Annotated in this window: 21 protein-coding genes and 1 tRNA gene; 1 reads left to right on the plus strand and 21 read right to left on the minus strand. The window is 46.1% G+C overall.

The features are described 5' to 3' along the window. Positions 1–18: 18 nt before the first annotated feature. From F8H35_RS00155 to F8H35_RS00205, 11 genes are all read right to left on the minus strand, one after another. Positions 19–993, minus strand: coding sequence for a PfkB family carbohydrate kinase (locus F8H35_RS00155; protein ID WP_472571550.1), 975 nt, complete (start codon positions 991–993; stop codon positions 19–21). A 21-nt stretch (positions 994–1,014) separates the two neighbouring features. After that, positions 1,015–1,560, minus strand: a complete 546-nt coding sequence (locus F8H35_RS00160) for a DUF448 domain-containing protein (RefSeq protein ID WP_472571551.1) — start codon at positions 1,558–1,560, stop codon at positions 1,015–1,017. Continuing rightward, positions 1,557–2,696 (minus strand): transcription termination factor NusA, encoded by a 1,140-nt coding sequence (gene nusA / locus F8H35_RS00165; RefSeq protein ID WP_472571552.1) that lies wholly within the window; start codon positions 2,694–2,696, stop codon positions 1,557–1,559. The genes F8H35_RS00160 and nusA overlap by 4 nt, the downstream gene beginning before the upstream one ends. A gap of 16 nt (positions 2,697–2,712) precedes the next feature. Next, positions 2,713–3,201: a ribosome maturation factor RimP gene (locus F8H35_RS00170; RefSeq protein WP_472571553.1), complete on the minus strand. Its 489-nt coding sequence runs from the start codon at positions 3,199–3,201 to the stop codon at positions 2,713–2,715. 146 nt (positions 3,202–3,347) lie between these two features. Continuing rightward, positions 3,348–3,809, minus strand: a complete 462-nt coding sequence (gene smpB, locus F8H35_RS00175; RefSeq protein ID WP_472571554.1) for an SsrA-binding protein SmpB — start codon at positions 3,807–3,809, stop codon at positions 3,348–3,350. Further along, positions 3,782–4,801, minus strand: a complete 1,020-nt coding sequence (locus F8H35_RS00180; RefSeq protein WP_472571555.1) for a S1 RNA-binding domain-containing protein — start codon at positions 4,799–4,801, stop codon at positions 3,782–3,784. The genes smpB and F8H35_RS00180 overlap by 28 nt, the downstream gene beginning before the upstream one ends. Then, on the minus strand, positions 4,761–5,651 hold the full coding sequence (ispH, locus tag F8H35_RS00185; RefSeq protein ID WP_472571556.1) for a 4-hydroxy-3-methylbut-2-enyl diphosphate reductase: 891 nt from the start codon (positions 5,649–5,651) through the stop codon (positions 4,761–4,763). Before ispH ends, F8H35_RS00180 begins: the two co-directional genes overlap by 41 nt. Continuing rightward, on the minus strand, positions 5,641–6,288 hold the full coding sequence (locus tag F8H35_RS00190; RefSeq protein WP_472571557.1) for a lysophospholipid acyltransferase family protein: 648 nt from the start codon (positions 6,286–6,288) through the stop codon (positions 5,641–5,643). The genes ispH and F8H35_RS00190 overlap by 11 nt, the downstream gene beginning before the upstream one ends. A gap of 102 nt (positions 6,289–6,390) precedes the next feature. Continuing rightward, positions 6,391–7,401: an outer membrane beta-barrel protein gene (locus F8H35_RS00195; protein WP_472571558.1), complete on the minus strand. Its 1,011-nt coding sequence runs from the start codon at positions 7,399–7,401 to the stop codon at positions 6,391–6,393. 50 nt (positions 7,402–7,451) lie between these two features. After that, positions 7,452–8,735, minus strand: coding sequence for an ammonium transporter (locus F8H35_RS00200; protein ID WP_472571559.1), 1,284 nt, complete (start codon positions 8,733–8,735; stop codon positions 7,452–7,454). A gap of 12 nt (positions 8,736–8,747) precedes the next feature. Then, a complete protein-coding gene (locus F8H35_RS00205; protein WP_472571560.1) occupies positions 8,748–9,086 on the minus strand; it encodes a P-II family nitrogen regulator in 339 nt (112 codons plus the stop codon). Positions 9,087–9,236: 150 nt separating this feature from the next. Between F8H35_RS00205 and rsmH the strand changes: the two genes are divergently transcribed. After that, positions 9,237–10,127 carry a 16S rRNA (cytosine(1402)-N(4))-methyltransferase RsmH gene (gene rsmH / locus F8H35_RS00210; RefSeq protein ID WP_472571561.1) on the plus strand — a complete coding sequence of 297 codons (891 nt, stop codon included), beginning with the start codon at positions 9,237–9,239 and terminating at the stop codon, positions 10,125–10,127. Positions 10,128–10,277: 150 nt separating this feature from the next. On the opposite strand, the gene F8H35_RS00215 is transcribed toward rsmH, so the two are convergent. From F8H35_RS00215 to F8H35_RS00260, 10 genes are all read right to left on the minus strand, one after another. Continuing rightward, positions 10,278–10,511, minus strand: coding sequence for a hypothetical protein (locus F8H35_RS00215; protein ID WP_472571562.1), 234 nt, complete (start codon positions 10,509–10,511; stop codon positions 10,278–10,280). Positions 10,512–10,524: 13 nt separating this feature from the next. After that, positions 10,525–11,418 (minus strand): homoserine kinase, encoded by an 894-nt coding sequence (gene thrB / locus F8H35_RS00220; protein WP_472571563.1) that lies wholly within the window; start codon positions 11,416–11,418, stop codon positions 10,525–10,527. After that, positions 11,408–12,685, minus strand: a complete 1,278-nt coding sequence (locus tag F8H35_RS00225) for a replication-associated recombination protein A (RefSeq protein WP_472571564.1) — start codon at positions 12,683–12,685, stop codon at positions 11,408–11,410. The genes thrB and F8H35_RS00225 overlap by 11 nt, the downstream gene beginning before the upstream one ends. Positions 12,686–12,688: 3 nt before the next feature. Continuing rightward, positions 12,689–13,366 carry a Bax inhibitor-1/YccA family protein gene (locus F8H35_RS00230; RefSeq protein ID WP_472571565.1) on the minus strand — a complete coding sequence of 226 codons (678 nt, stop codon included), beginning with the start codon at positions 13,364–13,366 and terminating at the stop codon, positions 12,689–12,691. Then, complete coding sequence (gene rsmG / locus F8H35_RS00235) at positions 13,366–13,986, minus strand: 16S rRNA (guanine(527)-N(7))-methyltransferase RsmG (RefSeq protein ID WP_472571566.1); 621 nt, start codon at positions 13,984–13,986, stop codon at positions 13,366–13,368. The genes F8H35_RS00230 and rsmG overlap by 1 nt, the downstream gene beginning before the upstream one ends. Next, positions 13,986–15,893: a tRNA uridine-5-carboxymethylaminomethyl(34) synthesis enzyme MnmG gene (gene mnmG / locus F8H35_RS00240; protein ID WP_472571567.1), complete on the minus strand. Its 1,908-nt coding sequence runs from the start codon at positions 15,891–15,893 to the stop codon at positions 13,986–13,988. The genes rsmG and mnmG overlap by 1 nt, the downstream gene beginning before the upstream one ends. 9 nt (positions 15,894–15,902) lie before the next feature. Next, positions 15,903–16,676 (minus strand): SAM hydrolase/SAM-dependent halogenase family protein, encoded by a 774-nt coding sequence (locus F8H35_RS00245; protein WP_472571568.1) that lies wholly within the window; start codon positions 16,674–16,676, stop codon positions 15,903–15,905. After that, positions 16,673–17,290 carry a lysophospholipid acyltransferase family protein gene (locus F8H35_RS00250; RefSeq protein WP_472571569.1) on the minus strand — a complete coding sequence of 206 codons (618 nt, stop codon included), beginning with the start codon at positions 17,288–17,290 and terminating at the stop codon, positions 16,673–16,675. The genes F8H35_RS00245 and F8H35_RS00250 overlap by 4 nt, the downstream gene beginning before the upstream one ends. Then, positions 17,277–18,005: a TonB family protein gene (locus tag F8H35_RS00255; protein ID WP_472571570.1), complete on the minus strand. Its 729-nt coding sequence runs from the start codon at positions 18,003–18,005 to the stop codon at positions 17,277–17,279. Before F8H35_RS00255 ends, F8H35_RS00250 begins: the two co-directional genes overlap by 14 nt. A gap of 24 nt (positions 18,006–18,029) precedes the next feature. Then, positions 18,030–18,105 (minus strand) — tRNA-Gly (locus tag F8H35_RS00260). Positions 18,106–18,115 lie beyond the last annotated feature (10 nt).

Here is an 18,115-nt window from a genome sequence, read left to right on the forward strand (position 1 = left end):
AACACCTTGAGATAGAGTTCAGCCCGAAAGGAGCTCCCTCTTTATCTCCTCCCAGCTGCTCTGAGGCTGTGGGAACTCCTCTTTGAAGAAGTGTTCATACCTCCTTACAACCTTTTCCCACGTTGGAAGGCTCGTCTGAGCTCCTTCGGCCTCAATTGTGAATGAGGCGACTGTAGAGGCTATCCTCCCGGCGGTTTTTACATCGTAACCCTTTAGAAGTGCCACTAAGAAACCTGCCCTGTGGGAGTCTCCCGCTCCTGTAGGGTCAACAAGTTTTGCCGGTTTAACTGCTGGAATTCTGTAGGTTTTACATTTGTAGATAATTATTGACCCTTGAGCTCCCAGCGAGACGCATATAAGCTTTGGACCTTTTAGCTCCTTTAAGCTCTTTAACCTCAGCAGTTCTTTCAGCCTCTTTGCCTCGTGGTTGTTCATAAAGAGCATGTGGACAAAAGGTAAGAGCCTTACTACCCGGTATGGGTAAGAGAAAGTCTCCTGCCCCGGGTCAAAACTGATGATACTTTTGACTTTTTTCCTTTTCAGCAGGTGGTAGTAAAACTCAAAATGCCCCGTTGAGAAGTGGCAGATTTCATACTTCTTTGAGAGCTCTTCAGCTTTCTGGGTGTTCTGGAAGAGGAGCTCCCTCACGCCCTTTTTATTCTCGTAGTAAAAGAGTATTTGATCGTCGCTGTTTTCCTTGCTGATTATGAAGCTCCTCGGCATCAGGAAGCTGGCGGGAATAACTCCGTCTAAAGAGACCTTCTCTTTAATGAGGTGTTTCCTGTAGTTTGTCCTCTCAAAGTCGCTTCCAGAAACGGCAAATAGGCCGCTCTTAGCTCCAAGCCTTGCCGCTGCAACGGCTACGTTTGCTCCTGCTCCTCCGTAGGTGTACCTGTACTTGTGTGCCTGAACGGTTTCGTTTACAGATGGGAACCGCTTTACAACCAAAACGTTATCAATGACTATGCTTCCAAATGCAAGGATGTCTCCCATAATCACCTCCCTGTCCCTATTTTAACCCTTAGGGCGGGAGGATAGTAGGGAGTTTATCTTCTCCGCAACGGAGTGGAGTTTCCTTCCAAGGCCTACCTTTTCAACAAAAACTGCCCCAGCCCTTGTTTCTCTTCTCAGTGCGTTTCCAATCTCTTCAGACGTAAATAGGTCTTCTAAAACGGTGAAGTTTCCCTTCCTTTTAAGCCTCTCTTTTGTTCTGGAACTCAGGTCAACTGCAAGGATCAGAGTTCCCTCTTTTTCCGGCGGGAGCTCCCTTATGTTGTCCTGCCCAACTACTGTTATCCCCGTTTTGTGGGAGAGGGAGAGGAGGTGGAGGAAGTATTCCTTCAGTGCGTTGAGGGTCTGGTTGTAAACCTCTTTCGGGTCAACCTTCCCCTTAAACTGCCTCTTTACGAACTGTTTTATGCAGTCAAAGGTCGGGCAGACGTTGTAGCCCCGGCCGGGAGCTCTCCTTGCAACGTCTGGAACCGGCCGGCCCTCAAAAATCACAAACCTTACGAACCTGACGGTTTCATCCTTTTTCCTGCAGCCTGCACAGGCCCTCATTCTTCCTCTTCCATCTCCTCTTCAAGCTCTTCAAGTTTCCTGAAGTCGCTTTCCTTAATGATGTCTATTCCAACAACCTGACCGGCCTGTGCAGCAAGCTTTGACGCAAGCCTTGCGTTTACGCCGTGCTTTCCTATCGCTAAGGAGAGCTGGTCGTCTGGAACGACAACTTCAACCCTCAGGTCTCCGTTCTCGTCCTCGTAGCTCTCTGCGTGGATAACCTTTGCAGGTGAAAGGGCTTCTGCTACAAGCTTTGCAACGTCGTCGTGCCACCTGATTATCTCTATCTTCTCCCCAGAGAGCTCCCTTGAAATGGGCAGAATCCTGCTTCCCTTAACACCTATGCAGGCCCCAACCGGGTCAACGTAGTCAACCTTAGAGTCAACGGCCACCTTCGCCCTTACTCCCGGCTCCCTTGCAACTGCTTTAATCTCAACTAATCCTTCTGCAACTTCTGGTATCTCAATCTCCATAAGCCTCTTTAGGAACTTGGGATGTGTCCTTGAGAGGATTACGTAGGGTGGAGGGTAGTCCTCAATCCTGCTGGGCTTTTTCCTGTTATACCTCTTGTAGTCAAAAACAACATCGTAGATGTAGGCCCTTACCCTGTCTCCAATTTTGTAGCGCTCTTTCGGTATCTGCTCCTCTTTAGGGAGGATTCCAACAACCCTTCCGAGGTCAACTACTATGTCTCCGTTCCGTCTTATCTCCTTAACTGTTCCGGAGATAACGTCTCCTATCTTCTCCTTGAAGTAGTCGTAGAGAGCTCTCCTCTCAGCCTCTGTTATCTTGTCGTGAATTACCTGGGCGGCAGCTTTAGCGGCTATTCTTCCCAGTTCCTCTGTCTTTATCTCAATGAGAACTTTATCTCCGACCTTTACGTCTTCGCCAAGGAGCTCCCTGGCTTCCTCTAAAGAGATTTCGTGGTCAGGGTCTTTTACCTCTTCAACAACGACCTTTTCCTGGTATATGCCGAAATCTTTACCGTCCTCATCAATCTTCACTACAAGGTTTCCCCTGTAGCCCGCCTTCTTTGCGGCGTTTATTATTCCAACCTTAACGGCCTCAATTACGTCCTCTTTTAATATGCCCTTCTCTTTGCAGAGGAGCTCTATCGTCTTTCCAAGGCTTTCCATTTAGTTTCCTCCGTATTTACTTGTTGAAAAGGGAGTCTATATCCACCCTTGCGCTCTTTATGTTCTCGTAGGGTATCTCAACCTCTGCGTTTCGTGAAACGTCGTGTATAGTAACGCCTCTATCTGAAGTTGATACAACTTCTCCTTTGAAATTCCTCTGGTTGTCCATAGGCTGATGGGTTTTAACCTTTATAACAACGCCTTTTTGTCTTTCAAAGTCTTTTCTGGTTTTTAGAGGTCTATTAAGGCCGGGAGAGGAGACCTCTAAGTTGTAAGGGTGGTGGATTAAATCCTCAACGTCTAAAAGGGTTCCAATTCTTTCGCTTATCCACTGGCAGTCTGAAATAGTTATTCCACCTTCAGGTCTGTCGGCGTATATCCTTAAAACCCAGCCAACAGGCTCCCTTACAAATTCAACGTCAACTAACTCAAAACCCCCTTCCTCTAAAATGGGAAGGAGGAGCTCCCTAACTCTATCTACAACTTCCTTAATTTTCTCTTCCATCTCTAACCCCAGATTGCGGTTAAATAAAAAGGAGCGGTTCCGAAGAACCGCTCTAAGAATAGAAGTATGAGTGCGATGAACACAGACAGCTTCTAACCGCCGCGATTAAATTTAGTGCACCTTTGAAAAGGGCGCAAATGGAAGAATTACCTGTAGTACTTCATCGCCTTCTGAGCTTCCCTCTCAAGCTCTCTTCTCTTTATAGCCTCTCTCTTGTCATACTTCTTCTTACCCTTAACAAGGGCTATTTCAACCTTAACCTTCCCCCTTTTGTTGAAGTACATCCTTAAGGGAACAATGGTCAGCCCCTTCTCCTGAACCTTTCCCATCAACCTCTTTATCTCCCTCTTATGGAGAAGAAGCCTTCTCTTCCTTGTGGGCTCGTGGTTAAAGAGGTTCCCGTGGGTGTAGGGAGCGATGTAGGCGTTAAAGAGGAATGCCTCTCCGTTCTCAATCCTAACAAAGGAATCTCTAAGGTTTGCCTTTCCTTCCCTTAAGGACTTTACCTCAGTTCCCTTCAGCTCTATGCCGGCCTCATACTTCTCAAGAATCTCGTAGTCATAGTAGGCCTTCTTGTTCTTTATTTCTGGGGTGTTTCCTCCTGCCATTTCAGTATAACTCTCCTCTTCTCTCTGTCTATTTTGTCAACTATGAATTTATACCTGTGCTTGTACTTGAGCTTTACCCCTTTGGGCAAGCTTTCGGCAGGAAGGAAGCCGGCAACGTCGTGTGGCAGGTAAACCCAAACGCCCTTTTTATCTTCCTTTACAACTTCCCCTTCAACTTCCATTCCCGGTTTGTAGAGCTCCTCTATCCTCTCCCACGGGTCGGGGTTTACATCTTTCAGTGAGAGGACGAGCCTTTCCTTATCTTTCTCAATTTTCTTGATTTTCACCTTTATCCTGTCCCCAATCTTTGCAACGTCAAAGGGGGTTTTAAGGCCAGACCAGGAGATATCGCTCTTGTGGACAAGGCCGTCAACTCCGTCAACGTCAACGAAGATTCCAAAGTCAACAATGTTTTTAACGGTTCCCTCTACAATGTCCCCCTCTTTCAGCCTTTTAAGGGTCTCTTTTCTCTTTTTAGCCCTCTCTTCTTCAAGGAGCTTTCTCCTTGAGATAACGATGCTCCTTCTCTTCCTATCAACAGAGAGGACTTTTGCCTCTATTTCTCTGTCAAGCCAGTCGTCGGGCTTTGTTACCGGCATTATGTCAACCTGTGACATTGGGAGGAAAACTGTTATTCCCTCTTCTAACTGAACCTTATACCCCCCTCTGACTCTCTGTCTTATCTTTCCTTTTACGATACCCCTTTTCTCTATCTCGTCTGCAATTCTCTCCCACTCTTTTATTGACCTTGCACAGTTTACAGAGAGGAGAGCGTAACCCTCTTCCGTTTCCGGCTCAACAACGCAGACGTCTATTTTGTCTCCAACCTTTGGCTTGTAACCAAGCTCTTTTAGCGGAACCACCCCCTCAGACTTCCAGCCGAAATCAACGAAAACTTCCCTATCCGTTACCTTTACAACCGTTCCCGTTATAACTTCCTGTTTGAGCCTCTTAAAGCTCTCCTCTAACAGTTTCGCAAACTCCCCTTCCACTCTTGTCTCCCCCTTGGCTGATCTCCTGAAGCCTCTGGATAATCTCCTCTATAACCCACTGAGGTGTAGACGCACCTGCCGTTATACCTACGCTCTCCGCCCCTTCAAACCAGCTCTCCTCTATCTCGTCTTTTGACTCTATGTGAAAGCTCTTCGGGTTAACGCTCTTTGCTATCTGGTAGAGCTTTGTTGTGTTTGAGCTGTTCTTTCCTCCAACTACAAGCATAACGTCCACTTTTCCCGCAAGCTCTTTCGTCTCTTTCTGTCTTATTGATGTTGCGCTGCATATAGTATTGTATACCTTAAGCTCTTTTACTTTAAGGGAAAGAACGGCTATCGCCTCTCTAAAGAAGTTGAGGTTTAGCGTTGTCTGGCAGACAACTCCCAGCTTTGCCATTTTGGGAAGTTTCTCAAGTTCGTCAATGGAATTGATTATCATCGGGCTTTTAACGTGTCCGGCTATTCCTATCACTTCTGGATGTTTTGGGTTTCCAAGTATTAAAACCGGATACCCCTCTTCCTGAAGTTTTACTGCCTTTTCCTGAACGTCTTTTACAAAGGGGCAGGTTGCGTCAACAACCTCAGCTCCCTTTCTCTTCAGAAAGTCAACGACTTGAGGGGCAACGCCGTGGGACCTGATTACAACTGTATCTCCTCTTTGGAGCTCCTCCATATCCTCAATGAAGTTCATCCCTAAACTCTTCAGCCTCTCAATTTCCCTTCTGTTGTGGATGAGCTCTCCGAGGCAGAGAGCTCTCCCTTTTCCCTTCTCAACGGCGTCAACTGCTATATTAACTGCCCTTTTTACTCCCCAGCAGAAGCCTGCACTCTTTGCTACTTTAATTTCCACTTCTCAGCTCCTTTATCCTCTCCATTATCAGGTCTGCAGCTTTCTGGTAGTTCTCCTTCTTATCTTCTAAATCTAATCGGAAAGGCTTTCCAAATGCAATTTTTACCTTAGGAATTCCGTTTATCAGCCCCTCTTTTCCTATTATTGCTTCACTTCCCTCTATGAGGCACGGAACGATGGGAACCTTAGATTTCAGCGCCACCATTCCGGCTCCCCACTTAGGCCTTACGAATTTTTTAGCGGGAGCTCTCTGTCCTTCCGGGAATATGCAGACAAGCTCTCCTTTTTTCAGAATTTCAAGTGCCGTTTTAAGTGCTGTAAGGTCTGCCTTTCCCCTCTTAACCGGAAATGCGTTTCCCCAGTGTTTAATTAAGCTTCCAAGAATTGGAGTTGTAAAGAGTTCAGCTTTAGCCATAAAAAAAACCGGTCTTTTGTAAACGGCGTAAGCAACAAGTGGTGGGTCTAAGTAGCTTCTGTGGTTGGCCATTAAGAGAACCGGCCCCTTTTCCGGTATGTTTTCCCTTCCCTTTACTTCAAGTCTACATAGTTTCCCGATTAACCTTGCTACTGTTTTAAGCCATACCCAGTAAGCCGTTTTCCTTTTTACCCAGGGATACTTTGTTGTAAGGGATTCCATAGATGAATTCTATCATTTATTGGATGGTAATTGGAAGGAGAGAATTTCCTTATAAATTTTAACAGAGAAGCCCCCTTCAACGGGGGCTGTAGGGGAGGTGCATCAGAAGGTATATGAGAACTGGAAGGAGAGAATTTCCTTGTGGTCAGAGCCATTAAATGCTTCACTGTAATTACTCTTTACGTATGAGTACTCAGCCCTAACTGTTGTGTGTTCTGAGAGTTTGTAGGTAGGAGTAACTGTAAATGAGTAGGTTTCTTCGTCGTTGAAGCCGTAAATCCCTGAATTGTTCCTGTCTTTTACGTATTCAAATCTTATAGGTAGGGATATTTTCCCTATCTCTGGAACTATGTACACTGCCAGACCATATCCAGCTTTGCTTCCGTCTCTATCAAGCCACTGGTAGTCTCCGTTTAGTCCTAATTTGACGTTTCTGCACTCTGTTGAAAGGGTAAAGTCAAATAGGTTCTTGTAGTTTCCATAGTCAAAGTAGTTAATTGTGTAGTAAAAACCTTTAATAGCTCCTGCTGCTCCCGCTCCAAGGGCGTGGTCTTTTGAGTTTCCGTTGAGCTCTTTCCCCCTGTCGTACTCGCCGTAAATCTGTAGAGATTGGTTAAACGTGTAGGTTGCCCTTACTCCTCTGTAGATGAAGGGTTGGCTGTTCCAGACCATCCCGTAGATGATGTTGAAGTTCTTGTAGCTCTCTGGAAGCTCGTATCCAACGTTCGTAGGCAGCACACCTGCCTTTATACTGAAGTTTTCTGAAGGTTTTATCTCTAAGTAGCCCCACAGAAGTCCAAACTTATCACCGTTCCTGTTGAGGCCGAAGTTTCCCTTGTTCTGCTGTTTCGTGCTGTTCAGAACCGTTGGAAGGAGCAGAGAGCCTAAAGAGAGGTCAAAACCCGTCTTTTTCCCGCTTTTTGAAATTTCAAGAACTGCATCTTCAATCTTTTTATCCGTTCTTGTCCCCTCTTCGGTTCTGTTTTCCTCAAAAACTGAAATAGAAACTCCCCCTGAAACTTCTACTCCAGCTGAGAGAGTTTTTGCGCTAACCGATAGAGAGGAGAAGAGGACTAAAAGCCCTGTTAAAATTTTTACTGCGCGCCTTTTCATCTTTTCCTCCACTCTCTTTGGGCGGGGAGCTCCCGCCCCCTTTTTTCTTTTTAGAGGTTAAATCCTCTTTCTCCGTGAACTGCTGAGTCAAGGCCTTCAATTTCAACGTCTTCAGGAACTCTTGCTCCCCCTGTGAGGAGAGAGGCTATACCGTAAACAACTCCAGACATTACCGCAGAGAAAACAACCGTTATGAGAACGGCCTTTGTCTGTACCCAGAGTAGAGGGAGATTTCCCTCAAGAACGCCCGGTGTTCCCCCTACAGACTTAACGGCAAAGATTCCTGTTGCAATAGCTCCCCAGATTCCGTTGAGGCCGTGAACACCGAAGGCGTCTAATGAGTCGTCGTATCCTAACTTCTTCTTCAGGACGAAAACGCCAAACCAGCCCAAAACTCCGGCCACGAGGCCGATAAGGAAAGCTCCTAAAACGTTTACATAACCTGCAGCAGGGGTAATGGCAACGAGGCCTGAAACGGCTCCAGAGGCTGCACCAAGGAGTGTCGGTTTCTTAAGGAACATCCACTCTGTAGCCATCCAGGAGATGGCAGCTACAGATGCCGCAACGTTTGTTATGAGGAAGGCGGTTGCAGCAGAGCCGTTGGCAGATAGGGCTGAACCTCCGTTGAAGCCGAACCATCCAAACCAGAGGAGTGCTGCACCCAAAACTGTTAAGACAACAGATGAGGGGAAGAAGGCCTTTTTACCGTAGTGTCTCCTCTTTCCAAGAAGGATGGCCATTACAAGTCCGGCGATACCGGAGTTTATGTGGACAACGGTTCCTCCGGCAAAGTCAAGGGCTCCGTCGTGGGCAAGGAAACCGCCTCCCCAGACCCAGTGGGCTACAGGAGCGTAAACGAAAGTTATCCAGAGGACAACGAAGATTAACCAGGTTGAGAACTTGAGCCTCTCAATTACTGAGCCGCTGGCAATGGCAACGGCGATTGCTGCAAATGTTCCCTGAAAGGCAACGAAGAGGAGCTCCGGAATCGTCCCGCTCAAGGTTTCTGGAGTAATTCCCTTTAAAAAGAGCTTTTCAAGGCCTCCGATAACTTCTCCAACGTCGTGGCCGAAGGAGAGGGTGTATCCCCACAGAACCCATACAACAGAGGCAAGGCAGTATGCCAGAAAGCTCATTCCAATCGTGTTAAGGATGTTCTTGCTCCTTGACATTCCGCCGTAAAAGAGGGCAAGCCCTGCAGGAGTCATAAGCATCACCATAGCCGTTGCAGCAAGCATCCAGGCTGTATCCCCTGTGTTCAACCCCTTTGTTTCACCGGCCAGAGCTGTTGCCGGAAGAAGAGAGAAGAAAATCACTCTTAGCAGTTTCTCCATTTTCAACCTCCTTTAAAGTGCTCCCTCTCCTCTCTCCCCTGTTCTTATCCTTACAGCTTCTTCAACAGGAGAGACGAAAATTTTTCCGTCTCCAATCTTTCCCGTTCTTGCCGACTCCATAATTGTTTCAATGGCTTTTTCAACTAAAGAGTCTGGAACAACAACTTCAACCTTAATTTTGGGGATAAAGTCAACAACGTATTCAGCTCCCCGGTAGAGCTCCGTATGGCCTTTCTGTCTTCCAAAGCCCTTAACCTCAGAGATTGTCATTCCGGTAATTCCTGCTTCCGAAAGGGCTTCCTTAACTTCATCTAACTTAAATGGCTTTATGATTGCTTCAACTTTCTTCACGGTCTCCTCCTGTTGTGGTTTCGCTCAACTTTAGAGCAAATTGCGTGCCAGATTGAAATGGGGGGAGCTCCGCCCTATTTTCCCACTGAAGCTGCACACAGTTTGGTATTAAAACCCTAAAATTGCACAAATTTTGTGCAGGGAGATGCCGTGGAGAGAGAGATTTATCACCCTCCTGTTCTGCTGAAAGAAGCTATCCATTATCTCAACGCCAAAAAGGGTGTAACTTTTGTAGATGCAACCCTTGGCGGCGGAGGGCACACAGAAGCCATACTGAAAGCCAACCCTGAAAATAGAGTGATTGCCATAGACAGAGACGAAGAGGCCATAGAGAGAGCTCTCAAAAGACTTGAGCCTTACGGAGACAGAATTGCCGTCTACCACGCGAACTTCTCTCAGATAGATAGAGTTTTAGAAACTGAAGGTGTTTCAGAGGTTGACGGAGTTCTCTTTGACCTTGGAGTCTCCCATTTTCACCTTAGAGGAGAGAGAGGTTTTACAGTCTGGCAGGAGCAACCTTTAGATATGAGAATGGACAGGAGCCAGAGGTTAACTGCAAGAGAGGTTGTTAACGAACTTCCAGAGAGAAAGCTTGCAGAGATAATATTTAAGTACGGAGAGGAGCGGTTTGCAAGGAAAATCGCCCGTGAAGTAGTTAGAAGACGGAAAGTTAAGCCGATAGAGACGACAACAGAGCTTGCAAAAATCGTTGAAGAGGTAATTCCCAAAAAACTCTGGGCTGGGAGGAAAAAACATCCTGCTATAAAAACTTTTCAGGCTATAAGGATTTACGTTAATAAAGAATTTGAGGAAATAGAAACTGCCATTCCTAAAGCCGCACATCTTCTAAAAGGCAGCGGCAGGTTGGTTGTAATAACATTCCACTCTTTAGAGGATAGACTCGTCAAAAACCTTTTTAAAAAACTTGAACCAGAGGGCTTTAAAATCGTAACCAAAAAACCTGTTGAACCAACCAAAGAAGAAATCTCCCACAACCCCGCCGCCCGCAGCGCCAAATTACGGGTTCTTAAGCGACTTTAACAATTAAGTAATCTTGGAAAAGTTAATTCCTTTTAGAGTTTTTGTGTTGTATCTATTTAAGTTTCTTCTTTTACAACTTTAAAGATTGAGAACAGGAAAAACAGGAATGCCAGAAATATGGCTCCAATTACTAAGGCAACTATGACGGTTTCAATCATCTATTAACTCCGCTAAGAGTTTCTTGATTTTTAAGATAATCCAGCCTGAAATAACCAACAAGGCAACTTCTAATACCCCGCCAAGGGTTAGCAGAATTAAGGAAATTCCACTCGTAGGCTTAAACAGGAGACTGATTGTTCCGCCACCTATTCCAAAAGAGAAAGCTGATACGATTTTCAGCAAATCTTTGTAGAAGGCTATTTCTTCTTTAATTTTTTCCTGCACTATTCCTCTTTGTTTAGGTTTCTGAGATTTTAGCGCCGGTTTTGTCAACGTCCAAGACTAAGTAGCGGGATTCTATGCCTAAGGCGTCAAAGACGTTGCACATTGCTTTGCCGATGTCGTCAAAGTTTTTGTCGGCGAGAGCTCCGATACAGCTTCCGGCTCCTGAGAGGTAGACGGCGTAGGCTCCGGCCTTGTAGCCTTCTGAGAGGATTTCCCAGAAGGAGGGAATCAGGTCGCACCGGTAGGGCTGGTGGATTCTGTCTTTCACGGCCTCTTTGAGGAGCTGGTAGTCTCTCTTCTGGAGAGCTCCCAAAAGCAGCGCAACCCTCTGGATGTTGAAGATGACATCTTCCCTGCTGTAGCTGTCTGGCAGAACGGAACGGGACTCCTCTGTTGAGAGGAAGAGCTCGGGGACAACTATCACAACTTTCAGGTCTTCAGGCCAGTCAAGTTTTACGTATGAGAGGTCTCCGTTTGTTGCTGCAACTACAAAGCCTCCGGTGTAGGCAGGGAGAACGTTGTCTGGATGTGGCTCAAATTTGAAGGCTATGTCTATAACCTCTGGGAGTGAGAGCTCTTTACCGGAGATCTTCTCAGCCGCAAGTATTCCCCCAACGATTGCAGTTGCGGAGCTCCCAAGCCCCCTTCCCAAGGGTATTCTGTTTACAAGTTTTACCTTTATAGGCTGGTTTAATCCCAGGTATTCCATAGAACTTCTATAGGCTCTTAAAAAGAGGTTTTTCTCGTCTTTGGGGAGCTCCTCAGTCCCCTCTCCCTCTATCTCAACTTCGTAATTTTCAGACGGTTCAACGTAGAACTCGTTGTAGAGGGTTAGTGCAAGGCCTAAGGCATCAAATCCGGGACCTAAGTTGCTGGTTGAGGCGGGAACGGAGACCTTAAACTTCATCATCTACCTCTTTTTCTTTAGTCGGCTCAATTTTATCAGTTTCTCCCCTCATCCACTTAAGCCAGTTTTCTAAAGTTTTCTCAAATCCAACTCCTTTTGGTCTGTAGTATTTCCTTTTATCTTTCAGGTATTCCTGCTTTACCCAGCTCCTTTCGTAGTTGTGTGGATACCTGTATCCCCTGTTCCTCTTTCCAGCCTTAAGATGTTGCGGAACTTCAGGCTGGAATCCTTCTCTTACATCTTTTTGTGCCTCTTTAAGGGCTCTGTAAACGGCGTTTGACTTTAAGGAGCTTGAGAGGTAGATAACTGCGTGTGCAAGGTTTATTGCAGCTTCGGGCATCCCAACGTTAGTAACGGCGTTAAGGGCTGCGTTTGCAATTAAGAGTGCCTCCGGGTTTGCGTTTCCAATATCTTCAGAGGCGAATATCACGAGGCGCCTTGCTATGAACTTAGGGTCTTCTCCCGCCTCTAAGAGCCTTACTGCGTAGTGGAGAGCTCCGTCAGGGTCGCTCCCCCTCATAGACTTGATGAGGGCTGAGATGAGGTCAAACCGTTCGTCTTCGCTCATTGAGAAGTTTATCTCTCCAACAACTTCCTGGGCAAGGGCTAAGTTTGGCTCTTTTCCACCGGTTAACGTGTGGAGCTCCTCTAAAAAATTTAAGAACTTCCTTCCGTCTCCGGCAGAGGCGTTTATTAATAGGTTTAATACCTCTTCTGGAACTTTAAAACCGGGAAGCCCCTCTCTTTTTGCTGTTGCCAGATTGTAGAGTTTCAAGAGGTCTGCCTTTTGTAGCGGTTTAAACCTGTAGATTTTCACCCTTGACCTTAAGGCAGGCGTGAGGCTGAAGTATGGGTTCTCGGTTGTTGCTCCAATGAGTATTACGTTCCCCTCTTCTGTATCTGGGAGGAGTGCATCCTGCTGGGCTTTGTTGAACCTGTGGATTTCATCTATGAAAAGGATCGTTTTTCTCCCTAACTTCCTGTTCTCTCTGCCCTTTTCAAGAACCTTTCTAACGTCTGAAACTGTTGATGTAACGGCGTTAAGCTCGTAAAAGTCTGCCTTCAGCTTTCTGCTTATTAGATGGGCAAGTGCCGTTTTCCCCGTTCCCGGGGGGCCGAAGAAGATGAGGGAGTGAATTTGGCCTTTCTCAATCAGTTTCTTTAAGGGTTTTCCCTCTCCAATTATGTGCTCCTGGCCTATGAACTCTGAAAAGTCTTCCGGCCTCATCCTTGCAGGGAGAGGCTTCTTCCCTTCAAAGAGCTCCAACTACTACCTCTCTTCTTTCAGTGCAACTAATAGGTTGAAGAGAGACCAGAAGAGGTTGATGATGTCTAAAAAGAGTGCAATGGCTATTTCAACAGGGTTTCCTTTTTCGTTTACAAGGCGGGAGGTGTCGTAGAGGATGTAGCCTGAGAAGACGAGAGCTCCCATTCCAGACATTACAACGTTCATCAGTGAGTTGTGCCAGAATAGGCCTACAACAGCCATGATTACAACTAAAACAAGTCCTGTAAAGAGGAAGCCTCCTAAGAAGCCAAAATCCTTCTTTGTAATCAGAACGAATAGGCTGAGAGCTCCCGTAACTACCCCGGTTATGATTGCTGTCTCTTTAAAGATTTCAAGGAGAAACGGAGACTGGAAGATTACTGCCACTGCCGGAGCGTCAAAAAAGCCCACTGTAAACGTGAAGAGTGTAAAGAAAATATAGCCCAGAATGTTCCTCTGAAAGATGAGGGCTAAGAACATTGTTCCTATAGTTGCAACTAAGGAGAGTATCAGGTATCCCCACTTTCCTAAATGGGCAAACATAGGGAGGAACTGAAAACCGACTCCAGTTCCTAAAGCCATTGTTATGAAGCCGACAGTTAAGAGCAGGTAAGTTTTTCCAAGAATTGAGGCTCTGTTCTCTTCAGGGTAGGTTATTACTGAAGTTCTCCTTTCTTCCATCACTCCTCCTTTTCAATAAATAAAAAGTGGCGCTTGAAGTTTACGCCCTTGGGTTCTAATTCAATTTCCTTGACTCTGTAGCCGGGAATTTCTCCCTTAAAAGGTTCTTTTCCCCTGTAGATGCAGAGAAGAGCTCCTTTACTTAACAGATGCTCTGTTATCTCAACTGCGCTTTCAGGGTCTTCAACTGCCCTCATTGTCAGAATGTCAAAATCTCCGCTAACTTGCTCAATTCTTGAACACTGAACAGAAACATTTTTTAGTTTTAGCTGCCTTTTGACCTCTTCTAAAAATACACACCTTTTCTTCCTCGGCTCAACCAGTGTGAAAACGGAGCTCTTTACGGCAATGGCAAGTGGAATACCGGGAAAGCCTGCTCCTGAACCGACGTCGCAGAAAGACTTTTCATTTACCTCTATTCCAGCCTTTTTAAAGGCCAGAAGGCCTAAGAGAGAGTCAAAGAAGTGTTTTTCCTCTATTTCCCTATCTGTTAAAAGGGACGTGAGGTTTATCCGCTTTCCCCACTTTTTAAGGAGCTCCCTGTAAACTTCAAACTTTTTAAGCTCTTCCTCTGTCAGCTCTATTCCGTTGAGATGGCAGAGCTCCCTTAACCTCTCCATCAGGCTTTCTCCTTTCGGAGCTCTCCCCTCTTCCACTTCTCAATGTAAACGGCCAAAATAGGAATTGACGCAGGCCTTATCCCCTCAAGTCTTGCAGCCTGACCCAAGGTTAACGGCTTCATTTCCTTTAGTTTCTGCCTCTCCTCAACAGAGATTGGAACAATGTCGTAGTCAAAATCTTCTGGAATTTTTATGTTCTCAAGCTTTCTGAACCTTTTAACCTCTTCTAACTGCCTCTTTATGTACCCCTCGTACTTAACCTCTATCTCAACCTCTTCCAATATCTCCTCAAGGAGTTTTCTATCTTCAATTGTTAGCTCAAGTGGAATGAGAGGGAGAATGTCCTCTAACTTAACTTCAGGCCTCTTTAAGAGCTCGTAGGCGCTTTTACTCTCTTTCAGCGGAGTGGAACCTTCCTTCTCTAAAATCGGGTTTACAATTTCAGGCTTCAGCTTTACCTCTTTCAGCTTCTCTATGAAAATCTTTACGGTTTCATACTTTCTCTTAACCCTCTCATACTGTTCCCTTGTTAAAAGGCCGAATTTGTAGCCGTACTTTGCAAGCCTGTAGTCGGCGTTGTCGTACCTTAAGAGAAGCCTGTACTCAGCCCTTGATGTAAAGAGCCTGTAGGGTTCACGAACCCCTTTATTTACGAGGTCGTCTATCATTACGCCTATGTAAGCCTCATCCCTTCCAAGAACAAACCTTTCGTCTTTTCCGAGGGCGTGGAGGGCTGCGTTAATTCCTGCAACTATTCCTTGGCCTGCAGCCTCCTCATACCCCGTTGTTCCGTTTATCTGGCCTGCGTTAAAGAGGCCTTTTATGGTTTTTGTTTCAAGGGTTGGGTAGAGGTGCCTCGGGTCTATAAAGTCATACTCTATGGCGTAGGCCGGCCTTACTATTTCTGCGTTCTCAAGGCCTGGAATTGACCTTATTATTGCCACCTGAACGTCGTAGGGAAGGCTTGTTGAAGTTCCGTTGGGGTAGAACTCTATCGTGTCTCTCCCTTCCGGCTCAACAAATACGTGGTGCCTTTCTCTTTCTGGGAACTTTACTATTTTGTCCTCAATTGACGGGCAGTAGCGGACTCCAACTCCGCTTATGAGCTTGCACTCTCCGTACATGGGAGACCTGTGGAGGTTCTCCCTTATTATCCTGTGGGTTTCAGGTGTTGTGTAGGTAAGCCAGCAGGGTATCTGCTCTATCTCTTTTGGCTCTGTCCAGTATGAGAAAAACGGGGGAGGTTCGTCTCCGTCCTGCCTCTCCATCTTGGAAAAGTCTATTGTTCTTCCGTCAATCCTTGTGGGAGTTCCCGTTTTAAGTCTTCCCACTCTGAAGCCGTGTCTCTCGTAAAAAGATGAGAGTTTATTTGCGGCCGGTTCCCACATCCTTCCACCTTCAAACTCCTGAAAGCCGATGAAGATTTTTCCCCTTAAGAAGGTTCCGGCAGTTACTACAACGGCCTTTGCTCCGTAGCGGGCTCCAAGGTGGGTGATTACCCCTTTAACTTTTCCGTCTTCAACAACTATGTCGTCAACTATCTGCTGGATCACCTGAAGGTTGTCTGTATTCTCAATCACCTGCCTCATTCTCTTCCTGTAGGCCTCTTTGTCGGCCTGAGCCCTTGGAGACCTTACAGCAGGTCCTTTTTTTCTGTTTAAAATCCTGAACTGAATTCCCGTCTCGTCTATGTTCTTTGCCATCTCCCCGCCTAAGGCGTCTATCTCGCGAACTACTGTTCCCTTTGCTACGCCGCCTATAGCGGGGTTGCAGGACATCTCGGCGATTCTGTCAACGTTCACCGTGAAAACGGCAGTTCTGCACCCCATCCTTGCAGCGGCCAGTGCCGCCTCACACCCTGCGTGGCCTGCTCCCACAACTATTACGTCAAATACTTCGTCCCACATGTTTCACCATCAGTAGTAGAGTTTTACCTTTGTTCCCCTTGTAGCCTTTAAAAGTTTGGCGGCGTTTGACATGTAGGCAACTATCTGAACGTGGTTTTCCGGATTGAGGGAAATGAAGAGCTCTCCCCTTTTAACTCCCGAGAAGCTCTCCTGAGACTTTGTAATTTTCACTCCATTTATCTCTGTAGCTTTTGGAAGGCCCATATCTCCCGTTGCGTTCAGTATCAAGTTTCCAAAGTAGTCAACGTCTAAAACGATTGCTTCATAAATGTTGTTTCCTATAGGTTGAGGTTCTGGTAGTTTAAACCTTTTGAGCTGTTTTAAATCCATCTCTTCACCTAAGTGGGATGCCGTTTGAAGACGGGAGAGCTCCGCCGCAATCGGAACCAGCTGGTCTCTGCTTCTGAAGTTTCCAGCCCTTCTCCTGTTTACAAAGTAGTGTTCTGCCGTTATTCTGTGGACGGCCTCCGGTGGTTCCTCTTCAAACATAAGGCTTCCTATTCCGTTGTTTGGGCAGACCAGAAAGTAATTTTCGGTTGTAACTATTACAGCATCTGCAGAAGGGTCTGGATCAACTAAGCACAGGAAGATTGTCCCTGTGGGAAAGTACCTGAAAGACCACTTGAGTTTCAGGGCTCCGTCTACTACGTCAAAAGGTTTTACAAAGTGGGTAATGTCTATCACTTTTGCTTCTGGGGCTACGTCGTAAATAATTCCATGAACTGTTCCTACGTAGTGGTCTTTAAGGCCGAAATCCGAGATTATGGCTATTGCACTGTTCATCTTTTCCCCCTGTCGGCTTCTTCTGTAAGCTCTTTCAATTTTAATTCAATCTCCTTTCTCAGTTCTTCCTCGCTTTTAAAGTTTTCAGGATTTACAGGTTCTCCTAAAATGACTCTACACTTTGAAAATGGGTAAGGTATGAGGAACCTATCCCAAGAGTTGAGGTTGAACTTCCGGTTAGCCGAAAAGGTTAAAGGGTAAACCGGAACGCCAGTTTTTATAGCAAGCTTTGCAACTCCGGGCTTTGCTACTTCCCTTGGTCCTTTGGGTCCGTCTGGAGTTATTGCTACGGTGTAGCCCTCTTCTATCAGTTTAACCATCTCTTTAAAAGCCCTTTCTCCACCTTTTCCCTTTCCCGCCGAGCCCCTTACGGTTTTAAATCCCATCTTTTCAACAATTTGGGCTATCAGTTCACCGTCTCTGTGTCTGCTTATAAGAATGGCCACTTTTTCAGCGTACTCTTTGAGGGCAAAGGGTAAGAGGAACATCCTTCCGTGCCAGAATGCTACTATTGACGGGAACTTAGGAGCAGATAGGAATTCTACCTCTACCTTCAGGGTTTTTACCCAGAGGGAGCTTAAGGCGTAAATGAGTTCAGGTTTACTTAACCTCAAACTTCACCTTCAACCTAACCTTTTTCTCCTTTACCCCTTTCGGGAAAGGGCCAAATGACTTTACAGAATATATGGCGGAAATTGCCGACCGGTTGAAGGTGATGTCGGGAGAGAGCTTTTCTACTGTTAACTCGTCTATTGAGCCGTCGTTTTTTAACGTTATCACAACAACGGCTCTCCTTTTCTTAGGAGCGTTTGAGTAGTAGGGTATTTTCCAGTTCTTCATTATTATGTCTCTGACCTTTATCAGGTAGGGAACCAATTTAGACCTTGAGATGGAAGGTAGCCCTTTTCCTTTTCTGTCTGGAAGGTCAACTGAGAGTTCTATATTTCTTGGGCCTCTACCTGTTTTCAGGTTTCTTACAAGTTTTGATGGAGAGAGGCCTGCTCCTCTGTTTTCCGACTTTCTGCCGATGCCCCTCTCTTTTGGGCTGCTGATGGGAGCTCCTCCTCCACCCCACCTCCTGACGGAGCGGTTTCCACCGGTGACGGAGTTCTGGGTTCTGGGAGCTCCGCTCTTCAACTTCCCCTTTACCGGCTTAACTCCTATAAGGTTTGACTCAACCTCTGTGTCAAAAGAGATAGGAACAACGTTTACAACCTCGTAGGTTTTTCCGGAGAGGACGTTATTAATGGAGATGGCAATCAGAATCGCAACGTGTATTGAAAGTGAAACTAAGAAAGAGAAAAGGTCTAACTTTTTTGAATTTTCCAACTCCCAAACCTTCTTCTTATTCATTGGAGCGGGCGACGGGACTTGAACCCGCGACCCTCAGCTTGGGAAGCTGATGCTCTACCACCTGAGCTACGCCCGCTCTTTTACAC

It is taken from the genome of Thermovibrio sp., assembly GCA_015488335.1.
GTDB lineage: Bacteria > Aquificota > Aquificia > Desulfurobacteriales > Desulfurobacteriaceae > Balnearium.